This is a genomic window from Bradyrhizobium sp. BLXBL-03 (genome assembly GCF_051853015.1).
Classification (GTDB): domain Bacteria; phylum Pseudomonadota; class Alphaproteobacteria; order Rhizobiales; family Xanthobacteraceae; genus Bradyrhizobium; species Bradyrhizobium manausense.
This window is the reverse complement of sequence record NZ_CP182470.1, coordinates 5609708-5634213: the sequence shown is the minus strand read 5'-3', so window position 1 is coordinate 5634213 and position 24506 is coordinate 5609708. Positions and strand designations below refer to the sequence as shown.

Sequence of the window (24506 nt, the reverse complement as noted above, 5' to 3'; positions counted from 1 at the left end):
CGCCGCCGGCGCTCTTCGGGGAAGCAGCGTAATTTTCGCTTCCCAGCCTACCTTCCGGTGGAATACGCCCCCCTCCGTCGGAAGGCATAGGGCGGTGAGGTCCCCCCAGCTTCACCGCCCGCCCTTTTTGCCCACCCAAGTTCTCGACCAAGTCTCGCTCACTCGGCTTGCATGCGATTGCCGCTAGCGCCATGTTTAGAGAAGGTTGACCTCCTTGACTGCCGCCGAACGCACGATGCGCCTCCTCATCATCGAAGACGACCGCGAATCCGCCGACTATCTCGTGAAGGCGTTTCGCGAGGTCGGACACATTGCCGACCACGCCGGTGACGGCGAGGAAGGCCTCGCCATGGCCGAGAGTGGCGATTACGACGTGCTGGTGGTGGACCGCATGCTGCCCAAGCGCGACGGGCTGTCGCTGATCGGCGCGCTGCGCGACAAGGGCGACACGACACCGGTGCTGATCTTGTCCGCGCTCGGTCAGGTCGACGATCGCATCAAGGGTCTGCGCGCCGGCGGCGACGACTATCTGCCGAAGCCCTATTCCTTCGCCGAGCTGCTCGCCCGTGTCGAGGTGCTGTCGCGCCGACGCGGCGGGCCTGCAGAGGACACGCTCTACCGTGTCGGCGACCTCGAGCTCGACCGCCTCTCCCACCGCGTTGCCCGCGGCAAGGACGAGCTGACGCTGCAGCCGCGCGAATTCCGCCTGCTTGAATATCTGATGAAGCATGCCGGCCAGGTGGTGACGCGCACCATGCTGCTGGAGAACGTCTGGGACTATCATTTCGATCCGCAGACCAACGTGATCGACGTGCACATTTCGCGGCTGCGTTCCAAGATCGACAAGGGGTTCGAGCGGCCGCTGCTGCACACGATCCGCGGCGCGGGGTACATGATCCGTGACGGCATTCGGTAAACTCGTCCGCACCACGGCGTTCCGGCTGACGCTGGTCTACCTGTTTTTGTTTGCGATTTTCGCGGCTTCGCTGCTCGGCTATTTCGCCTGGAACACGCGGCGGCTGATCACCGAAGAGATCACGCAGACGGTGAATGCCGAGACCTCGGAGATCAACGAGATCTACGGCCGTCGCGGCCTGTACGGCCTCGCGCGCACGATCGAGTCCCGCGCGTTGCGGCCGGGCGCCAATCTCTACCTCATAACCTCGCCCACCGGCCAGGCGATCGCCGGCAATGTCGGCTCGCTGGCGCCGGGCGTGATGGCGACCATCGGCTGGTCGGAAACCGCCTATCGGCGGATCGAGGATACGGATGACCGCGACCATCGGGCGCTCGTTCGCGTCATCGAACTGGAAAATGGTTTCCGCCTCCTGATCGGCCGTGATCTCGCCGAGCGGCGGCGCCTGTTCGGCATCGTCGCCAAGGCCGCGCAATGGTCGATCCTGATCGTCGTCGTGCTCGGCCTCGGCGGCGGCGTCTTCGTCGCGCGCAGGGTGTTGACGCGGATCGACGCGATGAGCGGCACCGCGCATCGCATCATGACCGGCGATCTCAGCGAGCGCCTGCCGGTCGGGCGCAGCGGCGACGAACTCGATCGCCTCGCCGAAAACCTCAACGCCATGCTGGAGCGGATCGAGGCGCTGATGGCGGGGCTGAAAGAGGTCTCCGACAACATCGCCCACGATCTCAAGACGCCGCTGACGCGCCTGCGCAACCGCGCCGAGGAGGCGTTGGCGAAATCCGGTTGCGAGGCCGACTATCGCGCCGCGCTGGAGCGGACCATCGAGGAATCCGACGGGCTGATCCGCACCTTCAACGCGCTTCTGATGATCGCACGCGCGGAATCCGGTCAGGCGCGCGGCAACATGGATGATTTCGATGCCGCCGATGTCGCGGCCGGCATTCACGAGCTCTACGAGCCGCTCGCCGAAGACGACGGCATGACCTTAAAGGTCAAGACGGAAGCAGCGCCCATTCACGGCAATCGCGAATTGATCAGCCAGGCGCTCGCCAATCTGGTCGAGAATGCGATCAAATACGGCAAGCCGGCCGCGCAGTCGGCGGGGTCAGTGGTCAGCATGGACGCGCGTCAGATCACGATCGAGGCCAGGCGCGACGGTGATCAGGTGCTGCTCAGCGTCACCGATCGCGGCCCCGGAATTCCGGAAGGCGATCGCAAACACGCCATCGAGCGCTTCGTGCGGCTGGAAGCGAGCCGCACCATGCCGGGCTCCGGCCTCGGCCTCAGCCTCGCCGCGGCCGTTGCCACATTGCATGGCGGCGAATTGCGCCTGGGCGATGCCCATCCCGGCCTCGTCGCCACGCTGGTGCTGCCGGCGCGCGCCGGTGCCGGCGACAGGGTTGCCCCGCCAATGCCGGATGTGCCACAGAAGGTGGCATGAACCACTCCGCGCCGGGAAACGCGGACAAGACTGGCGAGAGCCTTGCCGCACGCTTCGCGGAGGCCCCCCATATTGCCGTTTCCACATCAGACGAACGACGTTTCGACAGCTGGCTGGCCGAGCTCGAGCCGGCCCAATTGGCTCGTCTGGAAGCGCTGCTGGCTCAACCCTTCGCGCGCGACATCCTGGCCGGCATCGCGCAATTCTCGCCTTATTTGTTCGATCTGGTGCGCGCCGATCCGCTGCGCCTGATTCGGTTGCTCGAATGCGAGCCGGATGCGCATCTCGCCGCGCTGATCGCGGAGGCGAGGGGCGCGGTACTTGCCGCGCCTGATGAAGCCGAGGTGATGCGGCTGCTTCGCCGTATGAAGGCTGAGGCGGCGCTGCTGATCGCGCTGTGCGACATCGGCGGGGTCTGGCCGGTGATGCGGGTGACGGCGGCGTTGACCGATCTCGCGGTCTCCTCGGTGCAGGCGGCGCTGCAGTACCTGCTGCGTCAGGAAGCCGCACGCGGCAAGATCCTGCCTGAAGATCCCGAGGCGCCCGAGGTCGGCTGCGGCCTGATCGTGCTCGCCATGGGCAAGATGGGGGCCGGCGAGCTCAACTACTCCAGCGACATCGATCTCATCGTGTTCTTCGACCCCGATGCCGCGACGCTTGTGCCCGATATCGAGCCGCAGCCGTTCTTCGTGCGGGTCACGCAAGGCCTGGCGCGCATTCTCCAGCAGCGCACCTATGACGGTTACGTGTTCCGCGTCGATCTGCGGCTGCGGCCCGATCCATCCTCGACGCAAGTCGCGATCTCGCGCGATGCAGCGCTGAACTATTACGAGCGGGAAGGGCGCACCTGGGAGCGCGCCGCCATGATCAAGGCGCGGGCGTGCGCCGGCGACGCCAGAGCGGGCGAGGCGCTGCTGGCCGAAATCGCGCCCTTCGTCTGGCGCAAGCATCTCGACTTCGCCGCACTTGCCGACGTGCACGACATGAAGCGGCAGATGCAGACCTATCGCGGCCAGAGCGAGATTGCGGTCGAGGGGCACAACGTCAAGGTCGGCCGCGGCGGCATCCGCGAGATCGAGTTCTTCGCCCAGACCCAGCAGCTGATCGCCGGCGGCCGCCATCCGGAATTGCGGGTGCGGCCGACGCTGGCCGCGCTCAATGTCCTCGCCGCGCGCAACTGGATCACCTCCGCCGCCCGCGACGAGCTGACCAAGGCCTATGAATTCCTGCGCCGGATCGAGCATCGTCTCCAGATGATGGCCGACGAGCAGACTCATGCGCTGCCTGATGACAAGGAGGCGGTCGAACGATTCGCCTGGTTCTTCGGCTATGGCAGCCGCGAGGCCTTTGCGCGCGACCTGATGCACCAGCTCGAGATCGTCCAGGGGCACTACGAAAAACTGTTCGAGGGCGATGATCCGACCGGCACGGCAAGCCTGCCCGCGATCGATTATCGCACCGGCCCTGACGATCCGCGCCTGCTCCAGCATTTGACGACGCTTGGCTTCAAGAAGCCTGCCGCGGTGGCGCAGACCGTCTGCGACTGGCTCACCGCGGATTATCGCGTGTTCCGCAACAAGCAGACGCGCAACGCTTTCGTCGAGTTCGTGCCGGCCTTGATCGACGGCCTGGCGCATGCGGAGGAGCCGGACCGCGCAGTGACGGCATTCGATCATTTCCTCCGGGCGCTCCAGCGCGGCGGCCGGCTGATCACGCTGCTCGGCCAGAACCGCGATCTCGTCGCGCTCGTGGCGCTGGTGCTTGGCGCCGCGCCCCGGCTTGGCGAGATGCTGGCGCGGCAACCGCAATTGATGGACGGCCTGATCGATCCGCGCTTCTTCGGCGCGATGCCGGATCGGCGGGAACTGTCGGCGCGGCTTGCGGCCACGGTGCAGGATGCGGGCTCCTATGAGGAGTTTCTGGACCGGCTGCGCCTGTTCGGACAGGAGAGCCTGTTCCTGATCGGCACCCGCATCCTGTCCGGCACGGTTTCGGCGCAGCAGGCCAGTACGGCTTTTGCCGACGTCGCCGAGGGCATCGTTCACACCGTCCACGGTCTCGTCGCCGATCGCTTTGCCGCGCAACACGGCCGGATCAGGGGGCAGGAGACCGCGATCATCGCCATGGGACGGCTCGGCAGCCGCGAGATGACCGCGTCCTCGGATCTCGATCTGATCCTGCTCTACGATTTCGACAGCGACCATCCGGACTCGGACGGCGAGAAATCACTTCAGGGCGCGCATTATTTCGCCCGCCTCACCCAGCGCCTGATCAGCGCCTTCACGACCCGCACCAATTACGGCGTGCTCTACGAGATCGACATGCGGCTGCGGCCCTCGGGACGCGCGGGTCCCGTGGCGTCGAGCCTTGTCTCCTTTGCGGACTACCAGGCCAATGAGGCCTGGACCTGGGAGCACATGGCGTTGACGCGCGCGCGCGTGGTGTCGGCGTCGCCCGAATTCACCGCGCGCATCGAGCAGATTATCCGCGAGGTCCTGACCCGCCGCCGCGACCGGGCCATCATCGCCAACGACGTCGCCGACATGCGCCGCGCGATCGCGCAGGAGAAGGGCGAGACCGACTATTGGGACCTGAAATACGCCTCGGGTGGCATGGTCGACATCGATTTTATCGCGCAATACCTGCAACTTGTGCACGCCCACGACAAGCCCGAGATTCTCGATGTCAGCACGTTGCAGGTGCTGGATAATGCATGCAGGCTCGGTGTGATCGGGCAACCTGAAACCGAAATCCTGCGCGCCGCCGCGCGGCTCTATCATGATCTGACGCAGATCCTGCGGCTCTGCGTCAGCGACCGCTTCAAGCCGGAAACCGCGGGCACCGATCTGCAGCGGGTGATGGCGCGCGCCGGCGACGCGCCGGATTTCTCCTCGCTGGAGGCACGCGTGAAGGAGACGCAAAGCGAGGTGCGGCGCGTGTTCAGCGCGCTTCTGGAAGGGAAGTCGCCAGCTTGAGCGAAGTGAGGGCTTCGAGCACGTTCGGCTCCAGCCCTGCGCCGCCCGCGTCGAGATGCGCGAAGATGGCGCGCTTCATCCGGGGATCCCAGAACTTCTTGATGTGGTCGGCGATCCCGGGCACGGCCCTGTCGTGGCCCTGACTGCGGAAGAAAGTGCCGATCTGATTGGCCATGTAGACGAGGCGGTCAGGCGACGACATCGATGATCTCCGGAGCACAATCAGCGGCAACGCGACCCTGATGCGTGAACACTTCAAACCCGTCGTTGCGGGCAATTGCAGTCAGCGTGATGCCGGCAGCCTCCGCGGTACGTACTGCAAGCGCGGTCGGCGCGGAGACCGCGACCATCACGGGCGCACCAATTGCAGCCGTCTTCTGCACCATCTCGACGGAGACGCGGCTCGTCAGCAGCACCATGCCGTTGCATGCGCTTGTCCGGCTGCGCGCAAGCGAGCCCGCGAGCTTGTCGAGCGCGTTGTGGCGGCCGACGTCCTCGCGCAAGGCGACGATGCCGTGCGACGGTGACCAGAAGGCGGCGGCGTGCACTGCGCGGGTCTGCATGTTGATCGATTGCAGGGGAGCGATCGCCTGCATCGCCGTCATGATCTGGCGCGGCGTGAAGATCTGACCCTGCGGCACGATCGCCGCCGGCCGTATGGCCTCGGCGATGGACTCGATGCCGCAGATGCCGCAGCCGGTGGGGCCTGCGATATGGCGGCGGCGCTCGCTGATGCGCGCGGCGTCCTCCGACTCCAACCACATGCGCAGCTCGATGCCGTCGTCGAGCCTGACAACATCGAGCGATTTGATGTCGTCGACGGACCTGATGATGCCTTCGTCCAGGCTGAAGCCGACGGCGAAATCTTCCAGGTTCTGCGGCGTCCCCATCATGACGGCATAGGTGCCGCCATTATAGGTCAGCGCCAGCGGAGTCTCCTCTGGGATCAGCCGCGTTCCTGCCGACGCGACAGCGTCGCGCCAGATCTCGCGGTCGATGGCCTGGACCGGTACGTGCATGCGGTTACTCCGCGGCCTCGGCCGGCGCGATGCGGCGGGAGTGCCGCGCCTGCGCGTCGTAGCTCTTCTGCCAGTCGGACGGCCCGTTCGAGGGCGAGATCTGCACCGCCGTGACCTTGTATTCCGGACAATTGGTTGCCCAGTCCGAATAGTCTGTGGTGATCACGTTGGCCTGCGTGTCCGGATGATGGAAAGTGGTGTAGACGACACCCGGCGACACGCGGTCGGTGATTTCGGCGCGCAGCGTGGTCTCGCCGGCCCGGCTCGCCAGCCGCACCCAGTCGCCGTCGCGCACGCCGCGCTGCTCGGCGTCGTGGGGATGGATCTCCAGCCGGTCCTCGGCATGCCAGACCACGTTCTCGGTGCGCCGTGTCTGCGCGCCGACATTGTACTGGCTGAGGATGCGGCCGGTGGTGAGCAGCAGCGGGAAGCGGGGGCCGGTGCGCTCGTCGGTCGCGACATATTCGGTGACGATGAACTTGCCCTTGCCGCGGACGAAGCCGTCGATATGCATCACCGGCGTGCCCTCGGGCGCCTTCTCGTTGCAGGGCCACTGCACCGAGCCGAGCTCGTCGAGCTTGGCATAGGAGACGCCGGTGAAAGTCGGCGTCAGCGCCGCGATCTCGTCCATGATCTCCGAGGGGTGGCTGTAGTTCATCGGAAAGCCCATCGCCTTGGCGAGGCCGATGGTGACCTCCCAGTCGGCCATGCCGTTCTTCGGCGACATCACCTTGCGGACGCGCTGGATGCGGCGCTCGGCATTGGTGAAGGTGCCGTCCTTCTCGAGGAAGCTCGAGCCGGGCAGGAAGACATGGGCGTAGTTCGCGGTCTCGTTCAGGAAGAGGTCGTGAACGATGACGCATTCCATCGCCGACAGCGCCGCCACCACATGCTTGGTATTGGGATCGGACTGGAGAATGTCCTCGCCCTGCACATAGAGGCCCATGAACGTGCCTTCGATCGCGGCATCGAACATGTTGGGAATGCGCAGGCCCGGCTCCGGGTTGAGCTTGACGTTCCACAGCGCCTCGAACTGATCGCGCACGGCATCACCCGAGATGTGGCGATAGCCGGGCAACTCGTGCGGGAACGAGCCCATGTCGCAGGAGCCTTGAACGTTGTTCTGGCCGCGCAGCGGATTCACACCGACGCCGGGACGGCCGATATTGCCTGTTGCCATAGCGAGGTTGGCGATCGCGATCACGGTGGTCGAGCCCTGGCTGTGCTCGGTGACGCCGAGGCCGTAATAGATCGCGCCATTGCCGCCGGTGGCGTAGAGGCGGGCGGCTTCGCGCAGCACCTTCGGATCGACCCCGGTGAGGATGGCGGTGGCTTCCGGGCTGTGCTTTGCTTGCGCGACGAAGGCGGCCCATTCCTCGAATTCGCTCCAGTCGCAGCGCTCGCGCACGAAGGCTTCGTTGACGAGGCCCTCGGTGACGATGACATGCGCCAGCGCCGTGACGACCGCGACGTTGGTGCCGGGCATCAAGGGTAGGTGCAGCGCCTTCACATGCGGTGATTCCACCATCTCGGTGCGGCGCGGATCGATCACGATCAGCTTCGCGCCCTGGCGCAGCCGCTTCTTCAGGCGCGAGGCGAACACCGGGTGAGCCGAGGCGGGGTTGGCCCCGATGATGACGGCGACGTCGGTGTCCTCGACCGAGTCGAAGTCCTGCGTGCCGGCCGAGGTGCCGAAAGTCTGCGACAGGCCATAGCCGGTTGGCGAATGGCAGACGCGGGCGCAGGTGTCGACATTGTTGTTGCCGAAGCCAGCGCGGATCAGCTTCTGCACCAGATAGGTCTCTTCATTGGTGCAGCGGGACGAGGTGATGCCGCCGATGGCATCGCGGCCGTATTTCTTCTGGATGCCGCGCATCCTGGCGGCGGCAAAGGAGAACGCCTCGTCCCAGGACACTTCCTTCCACGGGTCCTCGATCCGCTCGCGGATCATGGGTTTAAGAATGCGCTCCTTGTGGTTGGTGTAGCCCCAGGCGAAGCGGCCCTTGACGCAGGAATGGCCACGATTGGCCTTGCCGTCCTTGTAGGGCACCATGCGCACCACTTCCTCGCCGCGCATTTCCGCCTTGAAGGCGCAGCCGACACCGCAATAGGCACAGGTGGTGACGACGGAGTGCTCGGGCTGTCCGATCTCGATCACGGATTTTTCCGTCAACGTCGCGGTCGGGCAGGCCTGCACGCAGGCACCGCAGGAGACACATTCGGAGCCGAGGAAGCTCTCGCTCATGCCCGGCGAGACTCGGCTGTCGAAGCCGCGGCCAGAGATGGTCAGCGCGAAGGTGCCTTGCACCTCCTCGCAGGCGCGGACGCAGCGCGAGCAGACGATGCACTTGGAGGGATCGTAGGTGAAATAGGGGTTGGACTCGTCCTTCGGCATCCAGGCGGCGTTGACCTCGCCGTTGGATTTCGCGAAGACGTGATTCTCGCCCTCATAGCCGTAGCGGACTTCGCGCAGGCCCACGGCGCCGGCCATGTCCTGCAATTCGCAATCGCCATTGGCGCCGCAGGTGAGACAGTCGAGCGGGTGGTCGGAGATGTAGAGCTCCATCACGCCCTTGCGCAGCTGCTTCAGCCGCTCGCTCTGGGTGTGGACCACCAGGCCGTTCATCACGGGCGTGGTGCAGGAGGCCGGCGTGCCGGCGCGGCCCTCGATCTCGACGACGCAGAGGCGGCAGGAGCCGAAGGCATCGACCATGTCGGTCGCGCACAGTTTTGGGATCTGGTGGCCGGCGTCCATCGTGGCGCGCATGATCGAGGTGCCCTCGGGCACCGTGACCTCTTTGCCGTCGATGGTCAGTGTGACCATCGTTGATGATTTGGAGCGCGGCGTGCCAAAGTCGATTTCTTCGATCAGCGACATTGTCGTTCTCCTATTCCGCGGCCTGAAGCGTGGTCGGGGCCGGGACAAAATCTTCCCGGAAGTGCTTCAATGCGCTCAGCACGGGGTAGGGCGTGAAGCCGCCGAGCGCGCACAGCGAGCCGAATTTCATGGTGTTGCAGAGGTCTTCGACCAGCGCGAGATTTTCGGAGACGCGTTCGCCGCGGATGATCTTCTCGATGGTCTCGACGCCGCGGGTCGAGCCGATGCGGCAGGGCGTGCACTTGCCGCAGGATTCGATGGCGCAGAACTCCATGGCGAAGCGCGCCTGCTTGCGCATGTCGACGCTGTCGTCGAACACGACGATGCCGCCATGGCCGATCAGGCCGTCACGCGCGGCGAAGGCCTCGTAGTCGAACGGCGTGTCGAACAGGGCGCGGGGGAAGTAGGCGCCGAGCGGGCCGCCGACCTGCACCGCGCGCACCGGGCGTCCCGTGAACGTGCCGCCGCCGATGTCGTCGACGAGCTCGCCCAGCGTCACGCCGAACGCGGTTTCGAACAGCCCGCCATGGCGGATATTGCCGGCGAGCTGGATCGGCATGGTGCCGCGCGAACGGCCCATGCCGAAATCGGCATAGGCCTTGGCGCCCTCGGCGAGGATGAAGGGGATGGCGGCAAACGACAGCACGTTGTTGATGACGGTCGGCTTGCCGAACAGGCCATGATGCGCCGGCAGCGGCGGTTTTGCGCGCACCAGGCCGCGGCGCCCTTCGAGGCTTTCCAGCAGCGAGGTCTCCTCGCCGCAGACATAGGCGCCGGCGCCGACGCGCACGTCCATGTCGAAGCTATGGGTCGAGCCGCCGATCCTGTCGCCGAGATAGCCGCCGCGCCTGGCGGCCTTGATGGCCGCATTCATCGCCTCGACCGCGTGCGGATATTCGCTGCGGATGTAGATATAGCCTTTGGTCGCCCCGACGGTGATGCCGGCGGTGGTCATGCCCTCGATGACCAGGAAGGGATCGCCTTCCATGATCATGCGATCGGCAAAGGTGCCGCTGTCGCCTTCGTCGGCATTGCAGACGATGAACTTACGGTCGGCCTTGGCCTGCGCCACGGTCTTCCACTTGATGCCGGTCGGAAAGCCGGCGCCGCCGCGGCCGCGCAGGCCCGACGTCGTCACTTCGTCGAGGATCGCGTCCGGGCCCAGCGACAGCGCGCGCTCAAGACCCTTGTAGCCGCCATGGGCGCGATAGTCGTCGAGCGAACGCGGATCGATCACGCCGCAGCGGGCGAAGGTGAGGCGGGTCTGGCGCTTCAGCCAGGAGATCTCGTCCGTGACGCCGAGCCGCAGCGCGTGCGGTCCGTCGCTCGCCATGGACTCGAGCACGGAGGCGACGTCCTCGGCGCTCACCGGCCCGTAGGCGACGCGGCCCGCAGGCGTCGCCACCTCGACCATCGGCTCCAGCCAGTGCAATCCGCGCGAGCCGGTCCTGATGATCTCGATCGCCAGGCCGCGCTGCTGCGCGATCTGGTCAAGCGCTGTGACGACGTCATCGGCGCCGACGGCGATTGCCGTCGCATCCCGCGGAACAAAAATCCTCATATTCATCGCTGCGCCTCCGCAACCAGCGCATCGAGGCGCTTCTCGTCGAGCCGTCCGACGAGGCGGCCGTCGAGCATCGCCGACGGCGCGGTCGAGCAGAGGCCGAGGCAGTAGATCGGCTCCAGCGTGACGCGGTCATCCGCAGTGGTGTTGCCAAGCGAAACGCCGAGCTTCGCCTCGGCGCGCGCCGCCAGCGCATCGCCGCCGGCGGCCTGGCAGGCCTCGGCGCGGCACAGCTTCAGCACATGGCGGCCGGCCGGCTTATGGCGGAAATCATGGTAGAAGGTGAAGACGCCATGGACCTCGGCGCGCGACAGGTTCAGCGCCTGCGCCACCATGGGAATCGCGGCCTCCGGCACGTAGCCGAACGCCGCCTGGAGCGCGTGGAGGATGACGAGCGTTGCGCCTTCCTGGCTGGCATGTTCGGCGATGATCTCGGCGCCGCGAATCTCGTTCCAAGGTTCGCGTGAAGGCTCGTATGAAGGCTCAAAAACCACTGTCATTCTTCGTTCTCAAATTGAGCGTCCCTTCCGCAAACTATTTGGAATCATTCGAAGATCAATAAAGCTGTCTCATGCTGCGATTGCGAATTCGGATCGATCGGAAAGCGCAATCGACCGATACGGTCAGGCAATGAAACTCGTATCGGCTGCCGGTTTTTGCGTGTTGGTGCAGCCCCGGCGTGATAGCTTGCATGCCGCGTTGGAATCCGAAGGGACGGACGATTGATCGACAAGCTTGAACTGCTGCTGGCGCTGGCCAAGGAGCGGCATTTTGGACGGGCGGCAGAGGCCTGCGGCGTGACCCAGCCGACCATGTCGACCGGGCTGAAGCAGCTCGAGGAGATCCTCGGCGTGATGCTGGTCCAGCGCGGCTCCCGTTTCCAGGGTTTCACCCCCGAAGGCGAGCGGGCGCTCGACTGGGCGCGTCGCATCGTCGGCGATGCTCGTGCGATGCGCGACGAGATCAACGGACTGAAGCATCAGCTCTCCGGCGAGATCCGTATTGCGGCGATCCCGACCGTGCTCGGCATGGTCGCGTCATTGACGACGCCGTTCCGTGCGCGGCATCCCGAGGTGCGCTTCAGCATCCGCTCGACGACCTCGTCGGAGGTGCTGGGGCTGCTCGAAAATCTCGAGGTCGATGCGGGGCTGACCTATATCGAGAACGAGCCGATCGGCAAGGTGCGCACCATTCCGCTCTACAATGAGAGCTATCGTCTGCTCACCGCGCCCGATGGGATGTTCGGCGATCGCGAGACGGTGACCTGGAAGGAGGTCGGGCAGGTGCCGCTGTGCCTGCTGACGCCTGACATGCAGAACCGCCGCATCATCGACCGCGCGCTGCGCTCGGTCGGCGCGGAGGCGACGCCGACGCTGACATCGAATTCGCTGCTGGTGCTGTTCACCCACGTCAAGACCGGCCGGTGGGCGAGCGTGATGCCGGCCAAGCTCGCCGAGACGCTCGGCCTGTCCGACAAGGTCCGCACCATCCCGATCGTCGACCCCGAGGTCACCTACAGCATTGGTCTCGTCATCCCGCAGCGCGACCCGATGACGCCGCTGATCGCAGCGCTGGTCAATATCGCCCGCGAAGTCGCGCCGTCGCTGCAGTCGTAAGGGCTATCGGGGTAGCCTTGTAGGGTGGGCAAAGCGAAGCGTGCCCACGCGGTTTAGCCGCGTCGATCCAACACAGCAAGGGCACGGCGCAAGTGCGCCTTTGCCCACCCTACTGGAGCGGTGCTTTTGGGTCGCTTCGATTCAACCAGAGCTGATTGAGCCCTACGCCGCGGCCGAAATCCCTGACGCCACCTTGACGGCGTCGCGCGGCAGCGTCACGCGGACGACGGTGCCGACTTCCAGCCTGGAGCGCAGCTTCATCGAGCCACCGTGGAGCTGCGCCAGCGAACGCGCGATCGCAAGGCCAAGGCCGGAGCCGTGATAGGTCTTGGTGAGCTGGCTCTCGACCTGCTCGAACGGACGTCCGAGCCGCGCCAGCGAGTGCGGCGCGATGCCGATGCCGGTATCGGCGATCATCAGCACGATCCTGTCCTCGAGCTGCCGGCTGCGCACCACGATGCGGCCGCCGTCGGGCGTGAACTTCACGGCGTTGGACAACAGGTTGACGACGATTTGCTTGGTGGCGCGGCGGTCGGCGACGACAGAGATCGATTTCCCGATGTCGGCATCGAGCTTGAGGTGCTTGTCCTGGGCTCGGCCGGCGACGACGCGCAAGGATTCAGCCAACGTCTGCGACAGGTCGAGCTCTTCCATGTCGAGCTTCATGCGGCCGGCCTCGATCTTGGACATGTCGAGGATGTCGTTGATGACCTCGAGCAGATAGTGACCGCTGGTCAGGATGTCGTGGCAGTATTCCTGGTACTTCTCGCTGCCGAGCTCGCCGAACATGCCCGAGCCCATGATCTCGGAGAAGCCGATGATGGCGTTGAGCGGCGTGCGCAGCTCGTGGCTCATATTGGCGAGGAACTTCGACTTGGTCTGGTTGGCTTCCTCGGCCCGGGTCTTCTCGCGCTGGTACTTCTCGGCGAGATCGGCGAGCTCGATGGTCTGGCGCTCCAGCGCGGCCTGCGAGCGCTTGAGGTCGATGACGGTGGCGCGCAGGCGCAGATCGTTGTCGACGAGCTTCTGCTCGTGCTCCTTGATGCGGGTGATGTCGGTGCCGACGGAGACGTAGCCGCCGTCCTTGGTCCGACGCTCGCTGATATGCAGCCAGCTGCCGTCGTCGAGCTGGGCCTCGAAGGTGCGCGCGCCCGGCCCCTGGGCACCGGTGTCGTTGTGGCGGGTGCGGACCTCGGGCATGCGGCCGACTTCCAGCACGGTCTCGTAGGAGGTGCCGGGGATCACCGCGGTGTCGGGCAGCTTGTGCAGGCGCTGGAAGTGCGAGTTGCAGAGCACCAGGCGGTCGCTGGCGTCCCACAGCACGAAGGCTTCCGGAATGGTCTCGATCGCATCGCGCAGGCGCAGGTCGGCTTCCACGGTCCGCTCGGCGAGGCTCTTCTGCTCGGTGATGTCGACCGCGATGCCGATCAGGTGGATGCCGGCATCACTTGCGCCGCGGGTTCGCTCGCAGCGGACGCGCAGCCAGATCCAGTGGCCGTCGACGTGCTGCATGCGGAAGGTCTGGTCGATGTAGTCGATCTTCCCGGAGATCAGCTGGTCGGCGATCTCGAACAGGTCGATGTCGTCGGACTTCACCAGCGCATTGACCTCGCCGAAAGTGAGCAGCTCGTTGCGACCGTCGAGGCCCAGCATCGAGAACATCGATTGCGACCAGAAGATCCGGCCGCGCGACAGGTCCCAGTCCCACAGGCCGCAGCGGCCGCGGTTGAGCGCGGTGTCGATGCGGCCGCGCACCGCGTCGTTGATGAGGTCGCCTTCACGGGCGCGGGTCGACTGCCAGTGGAAGGCAAAGCCGAGGATCAGGACGACGAAGCCCGTGGTCGCCGACAGCGTCACCGACAGCGCTGCGTCCGAGCCCCAGATCGGCTCGTTGCGCTCCTGGATCACCGTGACGAGACCCGGCAACGACTTGATCGGCCGCGCGGCCGCCAGCGCCGTGCTGCCGTCAGGCAGCGTCATGTCCGCGACGTTGTTGTCGCGCGGCGGCGCCGCGAGCAGCTGCGCGGTGGTGATCGCATCGAGCAGGCGGTCGTTGCCTGCTGGATCGCTGTCGATCGGAATGCGGGCGAGGATGTGACCGTTGACGCCGGCCGAGGTGACGACGACGTGGCGGCCCGAGACCCTGGCCTTGTTCGGGATCATCTCGGGCAGCAGCGTCGGCAGGTTCTCGATGGCCTTCAGTCGCTCGGCGCGCAACGAGGTCGCGCGGTCGATGCGCTCGGCGAGCAGTTCGGCGAGCATCGAGATGTCGTTCTGGATCACCAGGCGCTTCTGGCGTGTCTGGTCGACGACCTGGACGAACGCGCCGAGGCAGATCGTGATGAGGAAGGCAATGATGAGCGTCGGCACGGCGCGACGCAGCGCCGGCTCCGCGATCAGGAGCCGATGATAGGCAGGTTTCGCGATCGATTGCGCCAATCCCTTGATCGAATCGGATTGGACGCACGCGTTCGCGGCGTCTGCGCGCGCCATGCCTTCGGCCCCCTGAAAACCTGTCTGCAACACCATTCGAAAGCAGCCCCACAACGCTTTCGAATCACAGCGATTTGAATCCAGTTTGCGCAGGCTGTCGAGAGTCAACGAAAGGTTAACGCGAAATAATTCTTATCCAATGCAGAGTTTGCGCGGCTTCTGCTCCGCAAACTCACATGCATCAGGAGTCCGAAACGAGAACGTGTGACTCCTCGCGCTTTCCGCCTCACGCGCGCGGTGGTTCGGCGTGGCTGATGACGCGCTTCACGCTCGGGAACGCGCGGCGCAAGCGGCGCTCGATCGCATCGACTTGCTCATGAACCTTGATCACGCTCATCGACGGCGCGGCGCGGCAATGGAAGTTGACGATCTCGCCGCCTTCGGTGTCGCGGACGCGCACATTATGGATGTCGTGAATCTCGCCGCCGGCGGCATATTCGGTGAGCGCGGCGGCGATGGTCTGTACCCTGTCGGGCGCGGCATCGGCGCCGAACGGCAGTTCCGGCTCCAGCGGCTCGATATGGACGTCGACCTCGACGTCAGCGCCGAACTCTTCCTGGATGCTGCGCTCCAGCCTGTTGGCGACGTCGTGGGCGGCCTCGAGCTGCATGTCGGCGTCGACCTCGAGGTCGATGCTGACGATCAGCTTCGCACCCAGGTCGTGCACCGTGACGTGGTGGATGGCGAGGCCCGAATTGCGCGCGATCACCATGATGCGGTCGCGCACGGTCTCGTTGTCGCGGGCGACGGGGACGGCGGTGAAGGACAGGTCGGCATCGCCGAAGATCTTGCCGACGGCGGCTTCGGCGTTGCGCTTGATGCCTTCGACGCGGTCGATCGGGTAGGTCCTGGGCACCTTGACGATGCTGTCGATGAAAGTGGTCGCCCCGACCATGCGCACGCGCAGCCGCTCGACGTCGATCACGCCGGGCACGCTGCGGATCGCGGCGGTGGCCTTGTCCTGTGCCCCTTCCGGCGCGCGGTCGACCAGCGTCTGCACCGTCGAGCCCGCCATGCGCAGGCCGAGCAGGGCGATCATCACGGCGACCGCGGCGGCGGCCGCGGCGTCGCCCCACCAGAAGCCGAAGGCCGCAAGGATCAGGCCGATGATGACAGCGAATGAGCCCATGACATCGGAGGCAAAATGCAGCGCGTCGGCCGCGAGCGCCTGGCTCCGCGTTTCCCGCGCGGCCTTGTGCAGGGCGCGGGCGCGCCAGAGATTGACGGCGATGTCGAGCACCAGCACCACGAATGGCACGGCCGAGATCGTCGGCGGCGGGGTTCCCTCGCGCAGCCGGCTGTAGGATTCGACCAGGATGCCGCCGGCGAGCACATAGAGCAGGGCGGTCACACCGAGCGCGGAGACGCTCTCGAGCTTGCCGTGGCCGTAATGGTGCTCGTCGTCGGCCGGCTTGTCCGAGACCCGCACCACCGCCCAGGTGATGATGGTCGCGACCAGGTCGATCGAGGAGTGCAGCGCCTCGGAGATCAGCGCCAGCGATCCGATCGCGATCCCGACCACGAATTTGGCCGCCGCCATGCCGCCGCTGGCCAGGATCGAGATGGCTGCGACCGATGTCTTGTCGTGTTGTCCGCTCATGGCGGGGATTTAGCAGGGCGTTCGCGAACATCAAGCGACGATCCACAGAACTAGTCGCGAGTGAGTTGCAGGAGCGGATGCGCCCTCAAGTCCTGTCATTCCGGGGCGCCGCAGGCGAACCCGGAATCTCGAGATTCCGGGTTCGATGCTTTGCATCGCCCCGGAATGACGGCCGCGGCCGGAGCTACGGCACCGTCACCACGATCTTCCCCAGGTGCTTGTTCGCCTCCATGTGCGCGAACGCTTTGTCGATGTCGGAGAACGCATAGACGCGGTCGATCGGCAGCTGAAGCTTTCGCGATTCCACCGCGCCCCAGATGTCCTTGCGGACCTCCTCAAAGATCGCGCGGACCTCCTCGATGGTGCGGGTGCGGAAGGTCACGCCGATATAGGAGATGCGGCGGGCGGCATGGAGGTCGAAGTTGAAGTCGGCATGGGTGCCGCCGAGCCGGCCGACATTGACGATGCGGCCCAGGATCTTGGTTGCCGCGAGGTTCTGGTTGGCGACCTTGCCGGAGACCTGGTCGACGATGAGGTCGACGCCTTCGCCGCCAGTCGCCTTCAGCACCTCGTCGACCCATTTGGGATCGGAGGAATCGACCGCGAGGTCGGCGCCGTAGTCCTTCAGTCGTCCGCGGCGATAGGCATCGGTCGAGGATCCGATCACCAGCTTTGCGCCCTTGAGCTTTGCGATTTGCATGGCCATCAAGCCGACGCCCGAGCTTGCGCCCTGGATCAGCACGGCCTGCCCCGGCTGCACGCCACCGACGGTGACGACGGCGTTGTGCATCGTGGCGAGCGCGACGGGCAGGGTGGCGGCCTCCTCGAAATTCATGTTCGAGGGCGCGCGGAACAGCCGGCCATGGTCGGCAAGCGTATACTCCGCGAACGCGGCACCGCCCGAGCCCATGATGCGATCGCCGACTTTGACGCCCTTCGCATCGGGTCCGAGCTCGGCCACTTCGCCGGCCCATTCCATGCCGAGCACGGTGCCGACGCCGCCGGCCGCGCCATGGGCATGGCCCTTGCGCATGCCGGTGTCGGCGCGATTGAGACCGCAGGCGCGGACGCGTACCAGCACCTGCGTGCCTTTGGGCTTTGGTTGAGCGACGTCGGAAATCCGAGCGCCTTCAGCGCCGTAGACGTAAGCCTTCATGAATTACTCTCGCTTCTTGCAGTGACTATTCCGCGGCTTGCGCGTTTGGTTGAACGATCATGCCTTCGAGCCGGCCGCGGATGATCGCCTCCGCCTCCCGCACGATACGGGAGATCAGCTCGCCGCAACTCGGGATGTCCTGGATCAGGCCCTGCACCTGGCCGGCCGACCAGATGCCTTCGTCCGAATTGCCTGTGGCATAGACCATCTTGCCACGGGCGCCCGCAACCAGCTCGCGGATGTCCTCGAACCTGGCGCCTTCCTTCTCCATCGCGACGACCTTGGTCGAGATCTCGTTCTTGGCGACGCGCGAGGTGTTGCGCATGGTGCGGAAGATCAGCTCGGTCTCGCGCTCGTCATTGGCGACGATCTTCTCCTTGATGAGCTGATGGATCGGGCTCTCCTTGGTCGCCATGAAGCGGGTGCCCATGTTGATGCCCTCGGCCCCGAGCGCCAGCGCCGCGACCAGGCCGCGGGCATCAGCAAAGCCGCCGGAGGCGATCATGGGGATCTTGACCTTGTTGGCGGCGGCCGGGATCAGGATCAGGCCGGGGGTATCGTCCTCGCCGGGATGGCCGGCGCATTCGAACCCGTCGATCGAGATGGCGTCGACGCCCATCCGCTCGGCCGAGAGCGCATGGCGGACGCTGGTGCATTTGTGCACGACCTTGACGCCGTGCCTTTTGAACTCGTCGACATGCTCCTGCGGCTTGTTGCCGGCGGTCTCGACCACCTTGATGCCGGCCTCGATGATGGCGGCGCGGTATTCGGCATAAGGCGGCGGCTTGATCGCCGGCAGGATGGTGAGGTTGACGCCGAACGGCTTGTCGGTGAGGTCGCGGCAGCGCGCGATCTCGCGGGTCAGGTCCTCCGGCGTCGGCTGGGTCAGCGCGGTGATGAAGCCGAGCGCACCGGCATTGGCGACCGCCGCGACCAGCTCGGCGCGCCCGACCCACTGCATGCCGCCCTGGACGATCGGGTGCTCGACACCGACAAGCTTTGTGAACCGTGTTTGCAGCATGACGTTTCCCACGCCTGTGTGACAGGCTCTGTTCTCGATCGATGGCGGGAGGATGCCGCCGGGGGTGGGAAATGTCTATTGGGGGGGCGTGCGGTGAGGGCGGGGCCTCATGCGGACGGTGGGGGTGATTCCGTGAGGCGGATAATCGAGATCTCGATCCGTCATCCCCGCGCAACCGCGAAGCGGTTGTCGCAGGAGGTGCGAAGCATGGAACGCAACGCGTCCCATGGGAGCCTCGAAGGATGAACGGCCGTGCGGCGAGAGCCGGGCCGTCGCCCTTCGAGGCTCGCTCGCGCTGCTGCGCACCGCGGCTCGCACCTCAGGGACGGTCCTAGAATCGGCCCTGCTGCGTCAACGGACTCGTCATTGCGAGCGCAGCGAAGCAATCCAGAGTCCCTCCGCGGAAAGATTCTGGATTGCTTCGCTGCGCTCGCAATGACGGCGTGGCCGCTACTCCGCCGACAGCCGCACCATCTGCCGGCCGCCGTTCATCTCTTTCAGGCTGTTGACGAAGTTTTCCGGGCGCTGCCAGCGATACGGCACTTTCAGGCCCATGTACTCGGCGATGTCGCCGATGAAGCCGGTGCAGTTGGTGGTCTCGGCGTTCCAGACTGGCGAGCTTGCCTTCAGCTTCTCGATATAGGCGAACACGCGCTTGGCGTCGGCTTCGTTCAGATAGACGCGATAGCTCGCGGTCAGATATTCCGGATCGAGATCACCATAGCTGGCACCGGTCTCCGATGGCACCCAGGTGAGATGGCCGAGCACATAGGTCCAGGTGTCGCCGGCAGGCGTCAGCCCCGCGACCTCGACGGCGCGCTCGCTGGTCTTGCCGTACCAGACGAAGGCATGGCCCCAGCTCGCCGCCGTCCGCGCGCGGAAGTCGACGTAGTAGGGGCCTTTCTCCGCCCGCGTCACCGAGCGCCGCGTCGCTTGCGGCGTGGCGCGCGAGGCGGTGTCGGTCGGGACAAGCGCACTGGCATCGGCCATGCGCTTGTTCGTTTCGTGTTTCGTTTGTTGGGCGGAAGCCGACGGCATCACGCACGCGATCATGGTCGCGAGCGCGAGGCCCGCAAGGATGCAGGATCCCGATCGATCAAACTTGTTCGTCACGCTGTGCCCCTCGACTGTCGGCCTCTTTTCGTTCGCTGGCGCCTCAGTAGCGCGCAGCAACCGGGCCGGGCGCCTTGCCGATCGGGGCCTTGCCAACGGGACCCTTGCCAATGGGCATCTTGCCGATCGGAGCCTGCTCGGCCGGATAGACCGGCACGGGCTGGCGGCGCGGCAAATCTGCAGCGTTCGCAGCCGTCACCAGAGCAAGCGTCGCACCCAGAACAAATACAATCTTCTTCACAGTCATACCCCTAGCAGTTTGGCCCAAGCACGGCTGAGCCGTGCCCCCAGACACCCCTCAGAGATGGACGTCGGAATGCGACCACAGTGCGGCAGCGGCGAGACATGTTGGCGGCATCTCTTGGGCGCGCGCAGATGTGATGTGGGTCGAAATGATTCGCTTCACTCTGCCCATCCCGCCGAGCAACTCACCCGATCCGGTTCAGGCCGTTGCGGATGGAAGAGAAGATACCGCCGATGTCCTTGCGCAAGGCATCGAGCGCGTTGATTGGAGAGCGGAACCGAGATCAAGGGGCGGGCGAGCGGCCTAAGGTGTCGAAAGGCGCGATCCACAACTCGGTGCCTGACACGATCGGTGAGCGCCGCGCTGGGTGAGCTGTTGTTTTTCCGAAATTTGGCGAAGGCGTAGCCCGGATGGAGCGCAGCGCAATCCGGGGTCTGCGAGCTTCGAACGCCGGTCCCCGATTACGCTTTCGCTCCATCCGGGCTACGGCACCGTGTTTTGCGGTTACAGCCGAAACTCGTTCGTCAGCTCGCCGATGCCGTCGATCGCGACCGTCACGATGTTCACCGGCTCCTTCATCACGCCGACGCCGACCGAGGTGCCGACCGCGATGAGGTCGCCGGGGAGCAGGGTCATGTCGTGGGAGATCTTGCTGACCAGCTGTTGCGCGGAAAAAATCATGTCCGAGATCGGGTAGTTCTGCCGCTCCGCGCCATTGAGGATGGTGCGGACCGTGAGCTTGGCCGGATCGAGGCCGGTCGCGATCACAGGTCCGAACGGGCCGTAATCGTCGATGCCCTTGGCGCGGGCCCATTGCGGAAAGGTGGGGTCGCTGGTCAGGATGTCGTTGGCGGTGATGTCGTTGACGCAGGTGTAGCCGAAGATGAAGCGGTCGGCCTCGTCAGGCGAGACGCGCGCGCAGGTCTTGCCGATGACGATGCCGAGCTCGCCCTCGTAGGTGGTCTTGCCGTCGTAATAGGAGGGACGGCGGATCACGGCGCCCGGCGTCGTGATGGTGGTGGTGGCCTTGAGTAGATAGAGCGGCTCAGGCGGTTCTGGCTGGTTCAGCTTGGCCGCGAGCGCATGGAAATTATTCCAGAGCGCGACGATCTTGCTGGGCGCGCAGGGCGCCAGCAGCTCGACCTCCGTCAGCGTCAGAATCTTGCCGGTCGCAGCATTCCGGCCGAACATCTCGCCCTCATGCACGCTGATGCCTGACGAGGTCAGCGTGCCGAATCCGGTGGTGCCGCCGTGGCGGAAGCGCAGCCATTTCGTCGTCGCGCTCATCACGCCACCGCCAGCGCGCGAGGATCAAGGGGCGCGGAGATGCCGTCATAGAGGCCGGCGATGCGGGCGCGCTGGGTCACCATCGCCAGCACGGAGTCGAGCGCGGGCGTCGGGATCTTGGTCAGGCGCCCCATCTCCTGCACCACGGTGACGAGCGGGTCGATCTCCATCGGACGGCCGCGCTCGAGATCCTGCAGCATCGAGGTCTTGTGCGCGCCGACCTTGCGGGCGCCCTCGATGCGGCGCTCGACATCGACGCGGAACTTGACGCCGAAGGTTTCGGCGATGGCTTGCGTCTCCACCATGATCGCACGCGACAGCGCGCGCGTGGCGGGATCGCTGCAGATCACGTCGAGCGTCGCATGGGTCAGCGCGCTGATCGGGTTGAAGCAGACATTGCCCCACAGCTTGAGCCAGATCTCGTCGCGGATGCGGTCGAGCACCGGGGCCTTCAGCCCTGCGGCGACGAAGAGGTCGGCGAGGCGCTGTACGTCGGCGGTGATTTCGCCTGATGGTTCGCCAAGCGGAAAATTGTTGCCGTAGACGTGGCGGATCACGCCGGGCGCCTCGATCTCGGTGGCGGGATAGACGATGCAGCCAATCGCGCGGTCAGGCCCGAGCTCGCGCCACTGCCGCCCGCCGGGATCGATGCTCTCCAAGGTCGCGTTCTCATACGCGCCGCCGTGCTTGTAAAAATACCAATAGGGGATGCCGTTGACCGCGGTCACGATGCGGGTGTGCGGCCCGAGCAGCGGCTGCATCTTCTCGATCACGCCGGTGATCGAATGCGCTTTCAGCGTGACGATGACATGGTCCTGCACGCCGAGCTCGGCCGCATTGTCGGTGCAGCGGGGATGGACGGTGTGCGTCTCCTCGCCGGCGAGGAGTGTCAAGCCGCGCTCGCGCATCGCGGCGAGATGCGCGCCGCGCGCGACCAGGCTGACATCGGCGCCTGCGCGGGCCAGCTGCACGCCGAGATATCCGCCGATCGCGCCGGCGCCGTAGATGCAGATCTTCATGAAATCCTCGCGGGGTACCGGAAATTTGGGACGAGAGATCCGGTCCGGCTCGGATGCGTCCGAGCCGGGGCCGGTAGTCGCAGGGAAGTGAGACGTTTTAAGCTGCCGCTTGCGGCGCGCCGTTGAGGGCCTCGTCGACGGCAGCGGCGATGTCGCGCATGCTGATGACGGAGACGAGGCTGTAGTCGTCGATCACGGGCAGGTGCCGGATGTGATTCCGGTTCATCAGATGCCGGACGTGCTCGATCGTGTCAGAGGAGGTGCAGGAGACGAGCTGCTGCACCGAGATGAGCTGCGAGACCTTGACGTTGATGGCACCCGCGCCGTGCTCGGCAACCGCGCGCACCACGTCGCGCTCGGTGAACATGCCGACCGCGGTGTTTCCTTCCGAGCGGACCACGTCCTTCACCACCAGCGCGCTGATGTTGTTGGCCCGCATCAGCTTGGCGGCAATACCCACGGTTTCGTTCATTCGCACCGTGACGACGCGCGGCGTCTTCTTGCGCAGAATGTCTCCGACCAGCATGGCAACCTCCCTGGGTGAACGATGCAGGGAGTGTGGTATACATAATGCCAATCGTCAAGCACTGGATTTGGGTGATCCGAAAATTCTTGCGGCAGCCATGCTGACGTTTGTCCTCATCGACAAAGAAAAAGGGGCGCATCACTGCGCCCCTCGATCGACGTGAAGACGTGTCGCGGCTCACGCCGTCCCGGTCTTGGCACGCGTCTCCGCGGTGGCGGTCGCGGGGCTGGTGCTCTCGGCCTCCTTGCCAAGGATGAAGGAGCGGCGCAGCGGCTTGATCACGAACAGCGCCATCAGCGCGGCCGTCGCATTCAGCGCCACGGCCACCACGAACACGGCCTTCCAGCCATAGGCGGTCGAGATCACGCTGGCGAGCGGGACGAGCAGGGAGGCGGTGCCCTTCGCGGTGTAGAGCATGCCGTTGTTGGTGGTCGCGAACTTCGAGCCGAAGGTGTCGCCGCAGGTGGCGGGGAACAGCGAGTAGATTTCGCCGAACACGCCGAAATAGACCGCGGTCGCGAGCACGAACACGAGCGGGACGTGACCGTAGGCCGACAGCGTCAGCAGCATCAAGGCGGCGGTGCCGAAGGCGATGAACATGGTGTTCTCGCGGCCGATCGTATCAGACACGAAGCCGAAGAACGGGCGGCCGAAGCCGTCGAAGATGCGGTCGAGCGAGATCGCGAAGGTCAGCGCCGCCATCTGGAAGCCGGCGAGCGAGACTGGCGTGTCGGCGATCTTGAAGTCGTGCGCGATCGGCGCGATCTGGGCCGCTGTCATCAGGCCGCCGGAGGCGACCATGACGAAGACGAGATACATGATCCAGAAAATCGGGGCGCGCAGCACTTGCGGCGGCGTGAAATCGATCTTGGTCTGCGGCAGGTTGAGCTGCTTCTTCTTCGGCGGGATCGAGAGCCGCGGCGGCTGGATGAAGAAGGCGAGCACGAACACGATCAGGCCCTGGCCGATGCCGAAGGTGAGGAACGCGTGCTGGTAGCCTGACGATGCGATCATCGCCGCGATCGGCACCACGGTGAGCGCTGCGCCCGCGCCGAAGCCGGCAGCCGTCGCACCGGCGGCGAGGCCGCGGCGATCGGGAAACCATTTCAGCGCATTGCCGACGCAGGTGCCGTACACCGCGCCCGCGCCCAGGCCGCCGACGACAGCCGCGGTATAGAGCAGGGGAAGCGAGTCGGCGTAGGAGTTGAGCACCCAGGACAGTGCGATCATCACACCGCCGAACATGATGACGATGCGCGGGCCGTATTTGTCGACGAACCAGGCCTCGACCGGCACCAGCCAGGTCTCCGTCACGACGAAGATGGTGAAGGCGAGCTGGATCGCGGCGCGACCCCAATGATACTTGGCGTCGATCGGGTCGACGAACAGCGTCCAGCCATATTGCAGGTTGGCGATCATCGCCATGCAGACGATGCCCATCACCAGCTGGAGCCAACGGAAACCTGTGCGAAGCGGCGCGGCCGTGACGGCGCCATCCGTGTTGGAAATCATCAACAACCTCCCAAGCGCCTGTCTGGTCACGACAGCGCCGTCCATCTGACGGAGTGTCGCAAATCTTGTGGCTTATGGTCGCAAGCGCGGCGAGCAGCTTGGTATACCATATCCCAGAATGCA

19 protein-coding genes are annotated in these 24506 nt (G+C 65.5%); 4 read left to right on the top strand and 15 right to left on the bottom strand.

The genetic code is table 11. From position 1 onward, the window contains the following. Nucleotides 1-235: 235 nt before the first annotated feature. Genes ACNJX9_RS27115 through ACNJX9_RS27105 form a run of 3 tightly spaced genes read left to right on the top strand, consistent with a single transcriptional unit; the run spans nt 236 to nt 5335 of the window. Entirely contained in the window at nt 236-916 is a 681-nt protein-coding gene (locus tag ACNJX9_RS27115; RefSeq protein ID WP_057753113.1) for a response regulator transcription factor, read from the top strand. Further along, the gene (locus ACNJX9_RS27110) at nt 900-2360 is read left to right on the top strand and encodes an ATP-binding protein (RefSeq protein ID WP_439405069.1); all 1461 of its coding nucleotides are present in this window, start codon (nt 900-902) and stop codon (nt 2358-2360) included. Before ACNJX9_RS27115 ends, ACNJX9_RS27110 begins: the two co-directional genes overlap by 17 nt. Next, a complete protein-coding gene (locus ACNJX9_RS27105; protein ID WP_439405067.1) occupies nt 2357-5335 on the top strand; it encodes a bifunctional [glutamine synthetase] adenylyltransferase/[glutamine synthetase]-adenylyl-L-tyrosine phosphorylase in 2979 nt (992 codons plus the stop codon). Before ACNJX9_RS27110 ends, ACNJX9_RS27105 begins: the two co-directional genes overlap by 4 nt. Here ACNJX9_RS27105 and ACNJX9_RS27100 read toward each other — a convergent pair. Genes ACNJX9_RS27100 through ACNJX9_RS27080 form a run of 5 tightly spaced genes read right to left on the bottom strand, consistent with a single transcriptional unit; the run spans nt 5301 to nt 11296 of the window. Beyond that, a complete protein-coding gene (locus ACNJX9_RS27100) occupies nt 5301-5537 on the bottom strand; it encodes a formate dehydrogenase subunit delta (protein ID WP_220006220.1) in 237 nt (78 codons plus the stop codon). The genes ACNJX9_RS27105 and ACNJX9_RS27100 overlap by 35 nt on opposite strands. Next, entirely contained in the window at nt 5524-6354 is an 831-nt protein-coding gene (fdhD, locus tag ACNJX9_RS27095) for a formate dehydrogenase accessory sulfurtransferase FdhD (RefSeq protein ID WP_439405066.1), read from the bottom strand. The genes ACNJX9_RS27100 and fdhD overlap by 14 nt, the downstream gene beginning before the upstream one ends. A 4-nt stretch (nt 6355-6358) precedes the next feature. Then, nucleotides 6359-9232 (bottom strand): formate dehydrogenase subunit alpha, encoded by a 2874-nt coding sequence (gene fdhF / locus ACNJX9_RS27090; protein ID WP_439405065.1) that lies wholly within the window; start codon nt 9230-9232, stop codon nt 6359-6361. Between the two features lie 10 nt (nt 9233-9242). Beyond that, nucleotides 9243-10799, bottom strand: coding sequence for a formate dehydrogenase beta subunit (locus tag ACNJX9_RS27085; RefSeq protein ID WP_439405064.1), 1557 nt, complete (start codon nt 10797-10799; stop codon nt 9243-9245). Then, a complete protein-coding gene (locus ACNJX9_RS27080) occupies nt 10796-11296 on the bottom strand; it encodes a formate dehydrogenase subunit gamma (protein WP_439405063.1) in 501 nt (166 codons plus the stop codon). Before ACNJX9_RS27080 ends, ACNJX9_RS27085 begins: the two co-directional genes overlap by 4 nt. 222 nt (nt 11297-11518) lie before the next feature. On the opposite strand from ACNJX9_RS27080, the gene ACNJX9_RS27075 reads away from it, so the two are divergent. Continuing rightward, nucleotides 11519-12412, top strand: coding sequence for a LysR family transcriptional regulator (locus tag ACNJX9_RS27075; RefSeq protein ID WP_057753087.1), 894 nt, complete (start codon nt 11519-11521; stop codon nt 12410-12412). Between the two features lie 162 nt (nt 12413-12574). Here the strand turns inward: ACNJX9_RS27075 and ACNJX9_RS27070 are convergent, their stop codons facing one another. The 10 genes from ACNJX9_RS27070 to oxlT all read right to left on the bottom strand — a co-directional run bounded on the left by ACNJX9_RS27070 (nt 12575) and on the right by oxlT (nt 24383). After that, the gene (locus ACNJX9_RS27070; protein ID WP_439405062.1) at nt 12575-14905 is read right to left on the bottom strand and encodes a PAS domain-containing sensor histidine kinase; all 2331 of its coding nucleotides are present in this window, start codon (nt 14903-14905) and stop codon (nt 12575-12577) included. A gap of 226 nt (nt 14906-15131) precedes the next feature. Then, the gene (locus ACNJX9_RS27065; RefSeq protein ID WP_439405061.1) at nt 15132-16505 is read right to left on the bottom strand and encodes a cation-efflux pump; all 1374 of its coding nucleotides are present in this window, start codon (nt 16503-16505) and stop codon (nt 15132-15134) included. A 184-nt stretch (nt 16506-16689) separates the two neighbouring features. Then, the gene (locus tag ACNJX9_RS27060; protein ID WP_439405059.1) at nt 16690-17661 is read right to left on the bottom strand and encodes a zinc-binding dehydrogenase; all 972 of its coding nucleotides are present in this window, start codon (nt 17659-17661) and stop codon (nt 16690-16692) included. 25 nt (nt 17662-17686) lie between these two features. Next, nucleotides 17687-18682, bottom strand: coding sequence for an NAD(P)H-dependent flavin oxidoreductase (locus tag ACNJX9_RS27055; RefSeq protein WP_057753090.1), 996 nt, complete (start codon nt 18680-18682; stop codon nt 17687-17689). A gap of 450 nt (nt 18683-19132) precedes the next feature. Further along, complete coding sequence (locus ACNJX9_RS27050) at nt 19133-19795, bottom strand: hypothetical protein (RefSeq protein WP_057753091.1); 663 nt, start codon at nt 19793-19795, stop codon at nt 19133-19135. A gap of 43 nt (nt 19796-19838) precedes the next feature. Next, a complete protein-coding gene (locus ACNJX9_RS27045; RefSeq protein ID WP_057753092.1) occupies nt 19839-20042 on the bottom strand; it encodes a hypothetical protein in 204 nt (67 codons plus the stop codon). 501 nt (nt 20043-20543) lie between these two features. Continuing rightward, nucleotides 20544-21326 carry a fumarylacetoacetate hydrolase family protein gene (locus ACNJX9_RS27040; RefSeq protein WP_057753093.1) on the bottom strand — a complete coding sequence of 261 codons (783 nt, stop codon included), beginning with the start codon at nt 21324-21326 and terminating at the stop codon, nt 20544-20546. Beyond that, the gene (locus ACNJX9_RS27035; protein WP_439405057.1) at nt 21326-22345 is read right to left on the bottom strand and encodes a 2-dehydropantoate 2-reductase; all 1020 of its coding nucleotides are present in this window, start codon (nt 22343-22345) and stop codon (nt 21326-21328) included. Before ACNJX9_RS27035 ends, ACNJX9_RS27040 begins: the two co-directional genes overlap by 1 nt. A gap of 97 nt (nt 22346-22442) precedes the next feature. After that, the gene (locus ACNJX9_RS27030) at nt 22443-22871 is read right to left on the bottom strand and encodes a CBS domain-containing protein (protein ID WP_057753095.1); all 429 of its coding nucleotides are present in this window, start codon (nt 22869-22871) and stop codon (nt 22443-22445) included. 177 nt (nt 22872-23048) lie between these two features. Continuing rightward, nucleotides 23049-24383, bottom strand: a complete 1335-nt coding sequence (oxlT, locus tag ACNJX9_RS27025; RefSeq protein WP_439405056.1) for an oxalate/formate MFS antiporter — start codon at nt 24381-24383, stop codon at nt 23049-23051. Nucleotides 24384-24506 lie beyond the last annotated feature (123 nt).

Excerpts from the sequence above, each read along its gene's own strand:
- ACNJX9_RS27115 (WP_057753113.1), top strand. The coding sequence starts at position 236 with ATGCGCCTCCTCATCATCGAAGACGACCGCGAATCCGCCGACTATCTC.
- ACNJX9_RS27105 (WP_439405067.1), top strand. The coding sequence starts at position 2,357 with ATGAACCACTCCGCGCCGGGAAACGCGGACAAGACTGGCGAGAGCCTT.
- ACNJX9_RS27100 (WP_220006220.1), bottom strand. The coding sequence starts at position 5,537 with ATGTCGTCGCCTGACCGCCTCGTCTACATGGCCAATCAGATCGGCACT.
- fdhD (WP_439405066.1), bottom strand. The coding sequence starts at position 6,354 with ATGCACGTACCGGTCCAGGCCATCGACCGCGAGATCTGGCGCGACGCT.
- fdhF (WP_439405065.1), bottom strand. The coding sequence starts at position 9,232 with ATGTCGCTGATCGAAGAAATCGACTTTGGCACGCCGCGCTCCAAATCA.
- ACNJX9_RS27085 (WP_439405064.1), bottom strand. The coding sequence starts at position 10,799 with ATGAATATGAGGATTTTTGTTCCGCGGGATGCGACGGCAATCGCCGTC.
- ACNJX9_RS27080 (WP_439405063.1), bottom strand. The coding sequence starts at position 11,296 with ATGACAGTGGTTTTTGAGCCTTCATACGAGCCTTCACGCGAACCTTGG.
- ACNJX9_RS27070 (WP_439405062.1), bottom strand. The coding sequence starts at position 14,905 with ATGGCGCGCGCAGACGCCGCGAACGCGTGCGTCCAATCCGATTCGATC.
- ACNJX9_RS27065 (WP_439405061.1), bottom strand. The coding sequence starts at position 16,505 with ATGAGCGGACAACACGACAAGACATCGGTCGCAGCCATCTCGATCCTG.
- ACNJX9_RS27060 (WP_439405059.1), bottom strand. The coding sequence starts at position 17,661 with ATGAAGGCTTACGTCTACGGCGCTGAAGGCGCTCGGATTTCCGACGTC.
- ACNJX9_RS27055 (WP_057753090.1), bottom strand. The coding sequence starts at position 18,682 with ATGCTGCAAACACGGTTCACAAAGCTTGTCGGTGTCGAGCACCCGATC.
- ACNJX9_RS27045 (WP_057753092.1), bottom strand. The coding sequence starts at position 20,042 with ATGACTGTGAAGAAGATTGTATTTGTTCTGGGTGCGACGCTTGCTCTG.
- ACNJX9_RS27040 (WP_057753093.1), bottom strand. The coding sequence starts at position 21,326 with ATGAGCGCGACGACGAAATGGCTGCGCTTCCGCCACGGCGGCACCACC.
- ACNJX9_RS27035 (WP_439405057.1), bottom strand. The coding sequence starts at position 22,345 with ATGAAGATCTGCATCTACGGCGCCGGCGCGATCGGCGGATATCTCGGC.
- ACNJX9_RS27030 (WP_057753095.1), bottom strand. The coding sequence starts at position 22,871 with ATGCTGGTCGGAGACATTCTGCGCAAGAAGACGCCGCGCGTCGTCACG.
- oxlT (WP_439405056.1), bottom strand. The coding sequence starts at position 24,383 with ATGATTTCCAACACGGATGGCGCCGTCACGGCCGCGCCGCTTCGCACA.